Here is a 12477-nt window from a genome sequence, read left to right as displayed (position 1 = left end):
CCGCCGCCCCGTCTCGATGAACAGGGGTATACGGACCACCCAGCAGCCCGTCAACAGCCAAAACGGAACTTTCTCCGATTTCGACGACAGAACCACGACAGGCCGCCCGAAAGGCCCTCCAGCGATCCCGAGACGGGTGCGCCCTCTCCGGGAACGATCGGCCTCTCCATCCGTAGAACCGCGTCGCCGCGGGGGCGGCACGGAGCATGCGCGATGGCGATCCAGGCCCTGAACGACCGCAAGAAGCTGTCGAGCGATTTCAACGAGGCCAACGACGCCTTCATCGATGCGGTGCTCAACGCGCTGAAGGCCGGCGAGATGCCGCTGGAGCTGGCCCGCGCCTACCTCGCCCACCCGGTGGCGATGATGCATGCGGACGGGGCGCAGGCGGTGGCCAACTACTTCGACCGCATCCTGGCGCAGCGCCCGACGATCGACTGGGCGCCAGGCGCGTAGGGACGACCGGTCAGATCGCGGGCGGCGCGAAGCCCCCGAAGCTCGCCTCGAGATGACGGCCGAGGGCGAGGGCCACGTCCTCGCGCCACGGGTGGGCCGCCACCTGCACCCCGATCGGCATCCCCTCGGGCGAGGTGCCGACGCGGACCGCCACCGCCGGCCAGCCGGTGAGGTTGTGGTTCTGGGCGTAGCCGACCCCGCGCTGCAGCGCCGGATCGAAACTGGTGCCGTGCGCCGGCGCGACGTAGGGCGCCACCGGCGACAGCACCGCGTCGTAGCCCTGCAGGAAGGCGAGCTGCGCGTTGCGGAACGCGTCCCAGCGGGCGAACGCCGCCAGCGCCTCGGTGATGCCGGCCATGGCCGGCGCCGCGCGCGTGCCGAGCGACTGCTCGAACAGCGGCGAGATCCGCTCGGTCCCGATCGAGCGCAGGAAGGCGCGGGTGCCGGCGCCCCCGTCGCCGCGGGTCATGTCGAAGTAGACCGCCGCCGCCGTCTCGGCCTCCGGCAGGCGGCGCTCCTCGACCGTCAGGCCGGCCTCCGCGAACGCCCTCGCCGCCGCGCGCACGGCCGCCGCGATCTCCGGCGTCGGGGCCGAGGCGCCGTCGTCGTCGAAGAAGGCGAGCTTCAGCCCGCGCAGGCCGACGGCGTCCGGATCGCGCAACGGCATGTCGACGATGGTGTAGTCGCGAAAATCCGGCCCGGCGACGATGGGCAGCGCGAGGGCGAGGTCGTCGACGCGGCGGGCGATCAGGCTGACGTGGAACACGCTGTTGCGGGCACCCATCGGCCGGGGAAACTGCCCGGTGCGCGGGATGCGGCCCGAGGTCGGCTTGAGCGCGGCCAGCCCGCAATAATGCGCCGGCACGCGGATGCTGCCGCCGGCATCGGTGCCGAGGCCGAGGGGCGAGCCGCCGGCCGCGACGATCGCCGCCTCGCCGCCGCTGCTGCCGCCCGGCGTGCGGGCGAGGTCGTAGGGGTTGTTGGTGCGGCCGTAGACGAGGTTGCCGGTCTCCAGCGCGCCGGCGAGCTCCGGCACGTTGGTCTTGCCGAGCACGATCGCGCCGGCCGCGCGAAGGCGGGCCACCGCAGTCGCGTCGGCCTTCGGCACGTAGGCGGCCCGACCCAGCGTGCCGCCGGTGCAGACCACGCCCGCGGTCTCCAGTGTGTCCTTGATCGTCACCGGGACGCCGTGCAGCGGTTTCGGCGCCTCGCCCCGCGCCAGGGCGGCGTCGGCGGCCGCCGCCTCGCGCCGCGCGGAGTCGGCGGTGAGCTGCACGACGGCGTTGAGCTGCGGGTTGACCGCGGCGATGCGGGCCAGATGCGCCTCGACCACCTCCGCGGCGGTGACGCGCCGGGTGCGGATCGCCTCGGCCAGCGCGCTCGCGGAGGCGGCGGTGAGCGCGTTCGTGCCGCCCGCCCGGGCGGGCGATGCCGCGAGGGCCGCAGCCGTCGCGATTCCGCCGAGCAGGGCGCGTCGGTCGATGGTGGAGGTGTCGTGCACGGGCGTCATCCGCTGGGGTGTGGGGGACGAGGCATCTTCCGTGCCGACGAGCCGGGAAACACGCGGCGCGCCGGTCAGTACCCCTTCTTCACCTGCGCCAGCGCGCCGGTGAGGCCGCGGGCGATGCGGGCGCGCTCGTCGGGCGAGGCGTCGCGGGCGACGACGACGTATTCCCGGCGCGAGACCAGGGTCAGGCGCTGCAACCCGAACTCCTCGTCCTCGACCTGGGTGAGCTTGGTCCAGAGCGGGTTGAAGCGCCATTGGTGGCGCTCGCCGCGGTGGCTGACGCGGGTGAGCAGGATCTCGAGCTGGGAGATCATCACCTCCTCGAAGGAGCGGCCGCGGCGGAAGCTGACCTTGAGCGCGGCGTAGATCGCCAGCATGTCGAGGCCGAAGAAGCCGGCGACCGGCCAGAAGCCCATGCGCCAGCACCAGACCGAGATCACCAGCGAGACCAGGCAGCAGCCCGTCATCACCACCTTGAAGCCGGCGCGGCTCAGGGACTGGGCCGGCCGGATGGTGGCCGAGAACACCGGCCGGTCGATGGTATCGGGATCGAGGCCGTCCGGGTGGACGTGGAGGTTGCCGCTCGCCATGGGGCCAATATAACCCGACGATGCCAGCCAGGAAGCCGCCCGCCGTGAAGAAAGCCGCGATCGGGGGCACGCTCGCCCGACCGATCGTCGCACGCGCCACCCGCGCGCCCGATCCGGTCGGCCCCGAGGCCGTCGTCGCGATCTTCTCGCGCCTGCGGGCGGCCAATCCCGAGCCGCGGGCCGAGCTCACGTTCCTCAACCCCTACACGCTGCTCGTCGCGGTGGTGCTGTCGGCCCAGGCGACCGACGTCGGCGTGAACCGGGCGACCGGGCCGCTCTTCGCGATCGCCGACACCCCGGAGGCGATGCTGGCGCTCGGCGAGGACCGGGTGCGCGACTTCATCCGCACGATCGGGCTGTTCAACACCAAGGCGAAGAACGTGATCGCGCTCTCGCGCATCCTGGTCGAGCAGCACGGCGGGGTGGTTCCGCGCAGCCAAGCGGAGCTGCAGGTGCTGCCCGGCGTCGGCGCCAAGACCGCGAGCGTGGTGCTCAACGTCGCCTTCGGCGAGGCCCGCATCGCGGTCGACACCCACATCTTCCGCGTCGCCAACCGCATCCCGCTGGTGGTCGCCGCCACCACCGACAAGGTCCAGGCCGGGCTGGAGGCGCTGGTGCCCGAGCCCTTCCGCCTCAATGCCCACCACTGGCTGATCCTGTTCGGCCGCTACGTCTGCAAGGCGCGCAAGCCCGACTGCCCGAACTGCCCGATCGCCGACCTGTGCCGCTACCCGGACAAGACGGCGTGAGGGGCGCCCCGGTGTGAGGCCTGCAAGGGGGAAGGCATCCCGTCATCCCGCCCGCCATCCCGGGGCGCCGAAGGCGAGCCCGGGATGACGGGGCGGGGGCGGGAAGCGTGCGCGCGACGGACGAACGCCGCCGTCGACCAAGGCCGAGGAAGGCGCGCCGCGCGTATCCCCCACCCGGCTAACGCGTTGTGCTGCCAGCGCGCTTCGGGTAGTTTGCGGCACGGTCGCCGGGGTTCCCAGCCATGACATGTGCCCGCGGCCCGACCTCTCCCGAGGTCTGAACGCCGCGGAATCCGCGCACGTCTCGTCGCCAAGGAGCCACGGCCCGATGGACTTCCTCAAACCACGGTACACGCCTATGAACCGCCGCCGTCGCATCTACGAGGGCAAGGCGAAGGTCCTCTACGAGGGTCCGGAGCCGGGAACGCTCATCCAGCACTTCAAGGACGACGCGACCGCCTTCAACGCGAAGAAGCACGAGATCATCGACGGCAAGGGCGTGCTGAACAACCGGATCTCGGAGTTCGTCTTCCAGCACCTCAACGACATCGGCGTGCCGACCCATTTCATTCGCCGGCTCAACATGCGCGAGCAGCTGATCCGCGAAGTCGAGATCATCCCGCTCGAGGTGGTGGTGCGCAACGTCGCCGCCGGCTCGCTGGCGACGCGGCTCGGGCTCGAGGAGGGCACCCAGCTGCCGCGCTCGATCATCGAGTTCTACTACAAGAACGACGCGCTCAACGACCCGATGGTGTCGGAGGAGCACATCACCGCGTTCGGCTGGGCGACGCCCCAGGAGATCGACGACATCATGGCGCTGGCGATCCGCGTCAACGACTTCCTGTCGGGCCTGTTCCTCGGCGTCGGCATCCGCCTGGTCGACTTCAAGATCGAGACCGGCCGCCTGTGGGAGGGCGACATGATGCGCATCGTCGTCGCCGACGAGATCTCCCCGGATTCGTGCCGGCTGTGGGACATCAAGTCCGCCGACAAGCTCGACAAGGACCGCTTCCGCAAGGATCTCGGCGGCCTGATCGAGGCCTACACCGAGGTCGCCAAGCGGCTCGGGATCATGTCGGAGAACGAGAAGGTCCAGACCGGCGGACCGCGCCTGGTCCAGTAGGGCCGTCGACGGCGCCCGCGCGCAGCCGGGCGTGGGTCGAGAGATCGGGATCGAAGCCCGGATGATAATGGGGGTCCTGCACCAGCAGCGGCCCCCATCGAATTTTGAATGCCGCGACCTCGCGGGCGTGGCGGCTTTCGGCCTCCGGCGAGCGCCTTCGGCTCGCGCCCTCGCGGTGATGCAGCACCGCGCCTGGCACCATCAGCGTGCGGTGGCCGGCCGCGTTCAGGCGCAGGCACAGGTCGACGTCGTTGAAGTCGACCGCGAAATGCGCGGCGTCGAAGCCGCCGACCGCGTGGAACTTGGCCGCCTCGACCACGAGGCAGGCGGCGGTGACGGCCGAGACCGCATGCGTCGCCCGCAGGCGCATGCCGTCGCCGGGAGCGTCCCCGGGGAAGTGCCGATGCGCATGGGTGGCGAGGCCTCCGGTGCCGAGCACGATGCCGCCGTGCTGGATCCGGCCCTCCCCGTCGAGCAGCTTGGCGCCGACCGCGCCGATCTCGGGCCGCAGCGCCTCGCGCGCCATCCGCCCGAGCCAGTCCGGCCTGAAGGCCTCGACGTCGTTGTTGACGAAGGCGAGCAGCGCGCCCCGCGCCAGCGCGGCGGCCGCGTTGTTCATGCCGGCGAAGTCGAACGGCCCCGGGCAGGCGACGACGCGCACCCCCTCGCCTTCGAGGGCGCGGAAGTAGGCCAGGGTCTCGGGCGCGCGGCTGTCGTTGTCGGCGATCAGGATCTCGAGGCTCGGCCAGTCGGTGCGGGTGCGCAGGCCGTCGAGGCACGCGCGCAGCAGATCGACCCGGTCGCGGGTCGGGACGATGACGCTGACCAGGGGAAGCGGATCGGGCAGCGGATGCAGGGCCGAGACGACGCCGTCGGGTTCGCGCGCGAGCCGGGTCGCGGCCCGACCGGTGCGGTCGAGGTGCCGGCGTAGGCTGGCGAGCCGGGTTTCGAGATGGGCGTCTCGCGGCCCCCGCCTTCCCTCGCCCTGAAGCGGGAGAGGGTGGGCCTCGCGCGAGCGAGGGTCGGGAGCGGGGAGCGCCGTGACCGGATCGGTCGCTCCCCTCTCCCGCTCGCCTTCGGAGGGTCCCCTCCCCCGCAGAGGGGGGAGGGAAGGCGCGCGGTCGGAAGCGAGGTCCGGCCCGATCCGAACCGACACGATCCCCGGCAGGTGCCCGATCGCGTCCGGGCCGAAGCGCTCGACGATGCGCAAGGCGGCGTCGAGGGCCGAGATCTCCGCGTCCCCGCCGGCGATCGCGCAAAGGCTCGTCCGGCGCACGGCGAGCACCGGGCCGAGCCAATCGACGGCCATCAGGTAGTCGGGATCGAAGGCCGGGCGCAGCAGCGGGAACACCGGGCCGCTGGGCGAAGCCTGGACCAGCGCGTCGCCGTAGACTGCGTGCAGGCTCGGATCGGCGGCGAAGGCGGTGGCGAAGGCCCGGCGGGCGCCCGCGACGAGCGCGTGACCCGGTGCCGTGAGCAGGCGGAGGTCGGGATCGTCGGACGGGACGGGCTCGGTCGGAAACCGGTCCAGGATCCCGGGCGGCAGCGCCAGGCGGTGATCGATGCCGACGAGGGCCGCGCATTGCTGGCGCGCGCGCAGGCGCCGGCCGGTGAGGCGGGCCCAGAGGATCGCGAAGGTCCGCCGCGGATGACGCGCCAGGGTGGCGGCGACGGCGCGCGTGCCCGAGCCAGCCATGGCTATTCCAGGTCCTCGCCGAAGGTCGTGAGCGACAGGGCGGGATGATAGAACGGATCGTGCCGGACCACGTCGCGCCAGCGCTCGGTGAAGCGGGCGGCCTCCGCCTCGAACCGGATGCGCTTGGCGCCCACCGACGGGCCGCGGCTCACCGATTCGAGGTGGGCCAGGGTGGCGGCCGGCGTCCACACCGTCTTGCAACCGGCCGCCCCGAGGCGGAGGCAGAAATCCACGTCGTTGAAATCGACCGGGAACGCCTCCGCGTCGAAGCCGCCGACCGCCCGATAGTTTTCCCGTGAAACAGCGAGGCACGCGGCGGTGACGGCCGAGACCTCATGCGCGACCCGCATCTGCCCGAGACGGCCGGGGCTGCCCGCGGGGCGCTTGCGCAGGATGTGCCCGGCCCGCCCGCCGAGCCCGACGACGACGCCGGCATGCTGCAACGTGCCGTTCGCGTAGAGCAGCTTGGCGCCGACCGCGCCGACCTCCGGCCGCAGCGCCTGCCGGACCATCGCGTCGAGCCAATCCGGGTGCAGCACCGCCACGTCGTTGTTGAGCAGCACCACGACGGCGCCGGTCGCGGCCGCCACCCCGGCATTGACCATCGCCGAGAAGTTGAAGGGCGCATCGAACGCGACGATCCGCACCCGCCGATCGCGCCGGAGCGCGTCGTAGTGAGCGAGCACCGCCGGATCGGTCGAGCCGTTGTCGACGATCACGCACTCGATCGCAGGGTAGGCGGTCTCGTGCAGCACGCCGCGGCAGACCCGCTCGATCAGGTCGAGCCGGTCGCGCGACGGGATCACGATGCTGACGCGCGGCGCCGGCTCGGGCAGCGGCCAGAGCAGGTCGACGACGCCGTCGCGGATCGCCGGCTCGGCGGCGTCGGTGCGATGCCGGGCGAGCGCGGCGGCGCGCGGCGCGGCATCCGGCGCGGCCCCGGTGGTCTCGGCGAGGATGCGCGGGAGGTGCGCCACACGGGTCGCGCGGGCGCCGAGCCACAGGTCGAGGGCGAGCGGAAACGCCGCGATCGCCCCGGCCGGGTCTTCGGGAAGGCGCGCGAGCAGGGCCGGCGCGGCGAGCCACGGCCGGCCCTGGTAGCCGGTGGTGCGGGCGAGATCCGGGCTCCAATCCGGTTTCAGCCGGGGCGCGCCGTCGCGCAGCTCGTCGGCGTAGATCAGGTCGGCGGTGCCGATCTCCGCGAAGAGCTGAGCGAGCGCCTCGGGCCTCAGCCGGTCGCCGGCGCGGAGCAGGCAGAGGGGCGCGGTTCCGAGGACATCCCCGAGGCCGCGATCGTCGCGCCAGGCCTCGTGCGCGATGCGAGGGTCGTCGGGCGTGGCCTGCAAGGTGGCGGCGTGCAGGACGATCGCGCGCCAGTCGGGATGGGTCTGCGCGCGCAGGCTCGCGAGCGTCGCGGCGAGGCTTTCGGCATCCGCGTCGGCCAGGACGAGCACGCGGATCATGCCGAACGCCCCCTTCCCTCCCCCGCCTTCGGGGGAGGGCGGGGGGAGGGCGCGGTCCGCCGCCCAATCTGAGAACCGCGCGCGCGGCGTCACCGCGCAGGTCCCGCGGAGGGTGTCGCGATAGCGGCGCTCGTCGCCGCGCAGGCGTTCGTAGAGGGCGGAGACGGCGCGGAGCGGCCGGGTCGCGAGCGCTTGCAGGAACAAGCTCGCCTCGGTGCGGCGGCCGACGCGCTCCAGCACGAAGCCGGGTCCGGCGGCGAGGCGGATCTCGCGAAGGTCGTCCGGGAGCAGGCCGAGCCAGTGGGCGCAGGGCTGCGCGACGCCGGGCAGCACCACGTCCTGCGCGCCCTCGGCGCGGATCAGGCGCAGCATCGGCCGGCGCGGCCGGGCGGTCGGCGGCTCGCGATAGGTCAGGACGACCCAGCCGCCGCGGCCGATCTCCGGCAGCACGAGGCGGCGGTCGAAGACCGGGTCGGCCGCCGGCACGCAGTGGAACGCGGTCGCGCGCCCGAGGTCGAGCCGGGCGGTCAGGCGCGGAACGGGCCGTCTCCCGGCTTGGGCTTCACTGCGCGGCGCCCGCCTCGGCCGGGGCTTCGGAGGGCGCCTCGGACGGGGCCTGGGCCACCGGCGCGCGGCGGCGGGGTTTCGGCTTCGCCGCCGCCGCCTTCGGGGCGCCGCCCAGGCCGACGACGATCTCGTAGTCGGCGCTCACGGCGGCCGGCACGGGGATGTCGTCCTCCACCACCGTGGCGAAGCCCTGGGCCTCGCCCGACCCGACCGAGACCGCGACGCGGCGGGTGCGGGTGCTGACGGTCTTGTCGTCGTGCTTGATCGCGATGGTGAAGGGCACGTCGAACCGGCCGGGCGCGCCGGAGGGACCGAGCAGGACGCGGGCCTCGATGCCGACCTTGACCGTGATCGACCCGTCCGCGCGCCGGGTGCACTCGCGGGCGATGCGCCCGAGGGAGACCTGGCTGCGGATGCCGGCGCCGGTGGCGCCGGCCGGGTTGGTGAGCGCGGCGCCGCCGTCCGGCACGTCGACGGTCGGGCAGTTGGGCGCCTCGAGCTCCTTGGGCTGCGACGGCGGCACGGTGGTGCCGCCGTACTTGAGCAGGTTGGAGAAGATGTTGCCCTCCTCGGCGCCCGCGGGCGCCGCGCCGAGCGCGAGGGCGAGCCCGCAGAGGGCCGTTCGCCCGATCCCCAAAGCCCCGATCATGCCGCGCCTCCCGATGGTCACTTCAGGCTGTCGAACCCGGCCGCGAAGCCCTTCATCGACAGCGGGATGCCGACGCCCTCTTCCGGCGTCTGGAACACGATGAAGGTCGCCTGCGTGCCGGCCTTGAACTGGCGCACGAGGCCCTCGTCCATCACCACCTCGGCGACGCAGCCGGTGGTGAGGCAGCGCACGAAGCCGGCGCGGCCGACGTCGGTCTGGTCGATCTTCAGACCGAGGCCCGACGGCAGCAGCACGCCGAGCGGCGCGACCACGCGCAGCAGGTAGCCGCGGTTGTCGGCGGTCTTCAGCACGATGACCACCAGGGTGAGGTTCGGGCGGTCCTCGGCGGCGAGATACTGCACCATGGCGCATTGCTCGGCCTTGGCGCCGGCCGGGGTCTCGCAGCGCAGCTGCCAGTCCTCGAAGGTCTTGCGCACCATGCCCTGCGCCTGCGCCGCGCCGCCGAGGCCGCCCAGCAGGCCGCCGGCGAGGGCCACGGTTGCCAGCGCCGACGACAGGCGCCTGACACGGTCGAAACTCCTGTGCAGCCGCACCGACGATCCCTTCACGAGCGCGCCCCCGAGCCCGTTGCGGGCGGGAGGCCTTGCCGAAAACCCGGGTGTTCCGACCATGCGGGGCCCGGCGCTGTCAAGCGAGCCGCGCCGGCGCGCGCGGCAAACGCGCGGGCCTCAGCGCCGCCTCGTCCCGCCCGGGCCCGAAACGCGGCGGCCGGACACCGTGCGGACCGAATGTTGCCACAATGCGCTATCGCCGGGACGCGCCGCGACCTAGATATCGCAGCGATGCATCATCACACGAGAGCCGGCGCCATGCGTGTCCTCGCCCTGACGGTCCTGCTGCTCGGCGCCACCGGCGTCGCGGCGACGGCCGAGCCGCTTCCGATCGGCGAGACGACCTACGTCGAGCGCTCGCTCAACCGCAGCGGCCTGCTCACGGTCGAGCATCCGCCGGTGGAGGTGAACCCCTACGGCCGCCGCAACGGCAACGCCGCCATCGCCGGCTTCTGCCGCGAGGGCGGGCTGATCCGTCGCCGCGACGAATTCGGCAACCCGATCGTCGTGCGCCAGCGCGAGCTCTGCGACAGCGTTGCCCCGCGCACCCTCGATCCCGGCGAGGTCGACCCCCGCCCGGCCTGGCCGGCGGAACGGGTCTCGCGCGAGCGGGTGCTGCGCGCGAAGGGGTGAGATTCGCGAAGCCGCACCGTTCGCCCACGCGGTTTCACGCTCCTTCCCGTCATTCCGGGGCGCCGAAGGCGAGCCCGGGATCCAGAACCGCAGGTCGTGTTCCCGTATGCGCCGTCGCGGTTCTGGATTCCGGGCTCCGCTGCGCGGCCCCGGGATGACGGGGAGGGACCGGTGGAATGGCGCGTCCTCGGTCCGCGATCCGCACCCTCACCCGTAGCGATGCAGCGCCGTGCCGTTGCGCTTGAGCCAGGCCTCGGCCGCGTCGACCTCGGGGCAGAGCTGGCCGAGCAGCGTCCAGAACCGGGCCGAATGGTTCATCTCGCGCAGGTGCGCCATCTCGTGGGCGACGAGGTAGTCGAGCACGACGGGCGGCGCGAGGATCAGGCGCCAGGAGAAGTTCAAGGCGCCGCCGGCGGTGCACGAGCCCCAGCGGCTGCGCGTGTCGCGCACCGTGATCCGCACCGGGCCCTGGCCGAGCTTGGCCGTGTAGTGCGCCACCGCACGCGCGAGGTCGCGGCGCACCTCCCCGTCGAGGAAGGCCTGCACCCGGCGGGCGACGTGCTCGGGCCCGCAGGAGACCGACAGCACCGGCTCGGCCGCGTCGGCCTCGATCCGGGTGATGCCGCTCCGCGAGCCCCGCCGCACGATCCGGTGCGGCACGCCGCGCAGGGGCACCATCGCGCCCTCCGCGAACGGCACCCGCTCGGGCACGCGGGCGAGGCGCGCGGCGATCCAGCCGCCGTGGCTCACGGCGAAGCGCTGGGCGGTGCTGATCGCGCTGCGGGCCGGCAGGGTGATCACCACCTCGCCGGTGGCGGCCGAGACCCGCAGCGTCAGGCGCCGCGCGGTCGGGCGCCGACGCACCGCGACGCGGTAGGTCTCGCCGTCGTGCACGATATCGAGATGGTCGGGATCGGGGCGTCGCAGCAGCGCGAAGGGCATGGTGCCAGTCTAGCTGCGTGGCCGCCGCCCCTCCAGGGCGGCGACGCCAGATTCCGGCGCGTTTTCGCCCCGTCGGAAGCGCCGCTCAGCTCGCGAGCTGAATCGGCGCCGCGGCGTCGGCCGGAAGCCCCTGCATCGCGCGCACGAAGGCGGCGATCCGCGGGGCGATGATCGTGCGGTAGCGCGAGCCGTTGAACACGCCGTAATGCCCGACGCCCGGCTGCAGGTGGTAGGCCTTGCGCTCCTGGGGCAGGTTCGGCGTCAGGTCGAGGGCTGCGAGCGTCTGGCCGACGCCGGAGATGTCGTCGTTCTCGCCCTCGACCGCGAGGATCGCGCAGCGGCGGATCGCCGTCAGGTCGACCGGCACGCTGCGGTGGCGCATCGTGCCCTTGGGCAGGTCGTGGTTCACGAACACCGTCTCGACGGTCTGGAGGTAGAACTCGGCCGTCAGATCCATCACCGCCAGGTACTCGTCGTAGAACTCGCGGTGCTTCTCCGCCGAATCGCCGTCGCCCTTCACGAGATGGTCGAACATGTCGGAATGGGCCGTCACGTGCCGGTCGAGGTTCATCGCCATGAATCCCGAGAGCTGCAGGAAGCCCGGATAGACCGCCCGCCACGCGCCCGGATGGATCGGCGGCACGTAGGAGATCGTGTTGGTCTCGAACCAGGCCTGCCCGCGCTCCTGCGCCATGCAGTTCACGGCGGTGGGCGAGCGGCGGGTGTCGATCGGCCCGCCCATCAGGGTCATCGAGACCGGCACGCCGGGATCGCCCGCGGCCTCCATCACCGCGATCGCCGCCAGCACCGGCACCGCCGGCTGGCACACGGCCATCACGTGCAGGTCCGGCCCGAGCGCGGCGAAGATCGCCTTGCAATAGTCGATGTAGCTGTCGAGATCGAACCGGCCGGCGAGCAGCGGCACCATGCGCGCATCCGACCAGTCGGTGACGAAGACGTCGTGGTTCGGCAGCATCGCCTCGACGGTGCCGCGCAGCAGCGTCGCGTAGTGGCCCGACATCGGCGCGACCACGAGGAGCTTCGGCTGCGGGCTGGCCGGCGGGGTCGCGAAGGCGCGCTCGAACGCGATCACCCGGCAGAACGGCCGCTCCCACACGATCCGCTCGGTCACCGGCACGGCGACGCCGTCGACGACGGTCTCGGACAGCCCGAAGGCCGGCTTGCCGTAGCGGCGGGTGGCCCGCTCGAACATCTCGCAGCCGGCGGCCATCGAGCGGGCGTAGGGCGAGTAGGCGAGCGGGTTGGCCGGGTTCTGCAGGCCGAACCGCGCCATGTCGGCGGCCATGCGCGCCGGCGCCATCAGGAACCGCATGCCCTCGAAGGCGGTGTAGGCGAGATCCATCCGGGCCATCGAACGCTCCTTCGCCCGGACGCGGCCGTCGGGCGTCGCAGGCAACCACCTTACCCGGGCGATGGTTCCGGTGAAGGCCCGTCGCGCGGACGTGATGCGATGGTCCTCGGCTCGTTACGCGACACGGCGTGGTCGAGGCGCGGGTCCCCTCTCCCGGA

Annotated in this window: 12 protein-coding genes; 4 read left to right on the top strand and 8 right to left on the bottom strand. The window is 73.0% G+C overall.

What is annotated here, in order from left to right; translation table 11 throughout:
* Nucleotides 1-213: 213 nt before the first annotated feature.
* Nucleotides 214-456: a hypothetical protein gene (locus MKK68_RS06925; RefSeq protein WP_147729926.1), complete on the top strand. Its 243-nt coding sequence runs from the start codon at nt 214-216 to the stop codon at nt 454-456.
* Between the two features lie 10 nt (nt 457-466).
* On the opposite strand, the gene MKK68_RS06920 is transcribed toward MKK68_RS06925, so the two are convergent.
* A complete protein-coding gene (locus MKK68_RS06920; protein WP_244029463.1) occupies nt 467-1957 on the bottom strand; it encodes an amidase in 1491 nt (496 codons plus the stop codon).
* 74 nt (nt 1958-2031) lie between these two features.
* Nucleotides 2032-2553 (bottom strand): DUF2244 domain-containing protein, encoded by a 522-nt coding sequence (locus MKK68_RS06915; protein WP_147728907.1) that lies wholly within the window; start codon nt 2551-2553, stop codon nt 2032-2034.
* Nucleotides 2554-2573: 20 nt separating this feature from the next.
* Here MKK68_RS06915 and nth point away from each other — a divergent pair, with 20 nt between their 5' ends.
* Together nth and purC are read left to right on the top strand one after the other, a co-directional pair.
* Nucleotides 2574-3302 carry an endonuclease III gene (nth, locus tag MKK68_RS06910; protein ID WP_147728906.1) on the top strand — a complete coding sequence of 243 codons (729 nt, stop codon included), beginning with the start codon at nt 2574-2576 and terminating at the stop codon, nt 3300-3302.
* Between the two features lie 328 nt (nt 3303-3630).
* Nucleotides 3631-4425, top strand: a complete 795-nt coding sequence (gene purC, locus MKK68_RS06905) for a phosphoribosylaminoimidazolesuccinocarboxamide synthase (RefSeq protein WP_147728905.1) — start codon at nt 3631-3633, stop codon at nt 4423-4425.
* Here the strand turns inward: purC and MKK68_RS06900 are convergent.
* The 4 genes from MKK68_RS06900 to MKK68_RS06885 all read right to left on the bottom strand — a co-directional run bounded on the left by MKK68_RS06900 (nt 4373) and on the right by MKK68_RS06885 (nt 9354).
* Nucleotides 4373-6121 carry a glycosyltransferase family 2 protein gene (locus MKK68_RS06900; protein WP_244029461.1) on the bottom strand — a complete coding sequence of 583 codons (1749 nt, stop codon included), beginning with the start codon at nt 6119-6121 and terminating at the stop codon, nt 4373-4375. The genes purC and MKK68_RS06900 overlap by 53 nt on opposite strands.
* Nucleotides 6122-6123: 2 nt before the next feature.
* On the bottom strand, nt 6124-7956 hold the full coding sequence (locus MKK68_RS06895; RefSeq protein WP_244029467.1) for a glycosyltransferase family 2 protein: 1833 nt from the start codon (nt 7954-7956) through the stop codon (nt 6124-6126).
* 190 nt (nt 7957-8146) lie between these two features.
* Nucleotides 8147-8800, bottom strand: coding sequence for a hypothetical protein (locus MKK68_RS06890; protein WP_147859469.1), 654 nt, complete (start codon nt 8798-8800; stop codon nt 8147-8149).
* Between the two features lie 17 nt (nt 8801-8817).
* The gene (locus MKK68_RS06885) at nt 8818-9354 is read right to left on the bottom strand and encodes an invasion associated locus B family protein (RefSeq protein ID WP_243938115.1); all 537 of its coding nucleotides are present in this window, start codon (nt 9352-9354) and stop codon (nt 8818-8820) included.
* 276 nt (nt 9355-9630) lie between these two features.
* Between MKK68_RS06885 and MKK68_RS06880 the strand changes: the two genes are divergently transcribed.
* Nucleotides 9631-10005 carry a hypothetical protein gene (locus MKK68_RS06880; protein ID WP_147727962.1) on the top strand — a complete coding sequence of 125 codons (375 nt, stop codon included), beginning with the start codon at nt 9631-9633 and terminating at the stop codon, nt 10003-10005.
* A gap of 207 nt (nt 10006-10212) precedes the next feature.
* On the opposite strand, the gene MKK68_RS06875 is transcribed toward MKK68_RS06880, so the two are convergent.
* Together MKK68_RS06875 and MKK68_RS06870 are read right to left on the bottom strand one after the other, a co-directional pair.
* Nucleotides 10213-10947, bottom strand: a complete 735-nt coding sequence (locus MKK68_RS06875; protein WP_147727963.1) for a M48 family metallopeptidase — start codon at nt 10945-10947, stop codon at nt 10213-10215.
* Between the two features lie 85 nt (nt 10948-11032).
* Entirely contained in the window at nt 11033-12310 is a 1278-nt protein-coding gene (locus MKK68_RS06870) for a polyhydroxyalkanoate depolymerase (protein WP_147727968.1), read from the bottom strand.
* Nucleotides 12311-12477: the final 167 nt, after the last annotated feature.

It is taken from the genome of Methylobacterium sp. E-016, assembly GCF_022829745.1.
Classification (GTDB): Bacteria; Pseudomonadota; Alphaproteobacteria; order Rhizobiales; family Beijerinckiaceae; genus Methylobacterium.
This window is presented reverse-complemented; position numbering and strand designations above follow the sequence as displayed.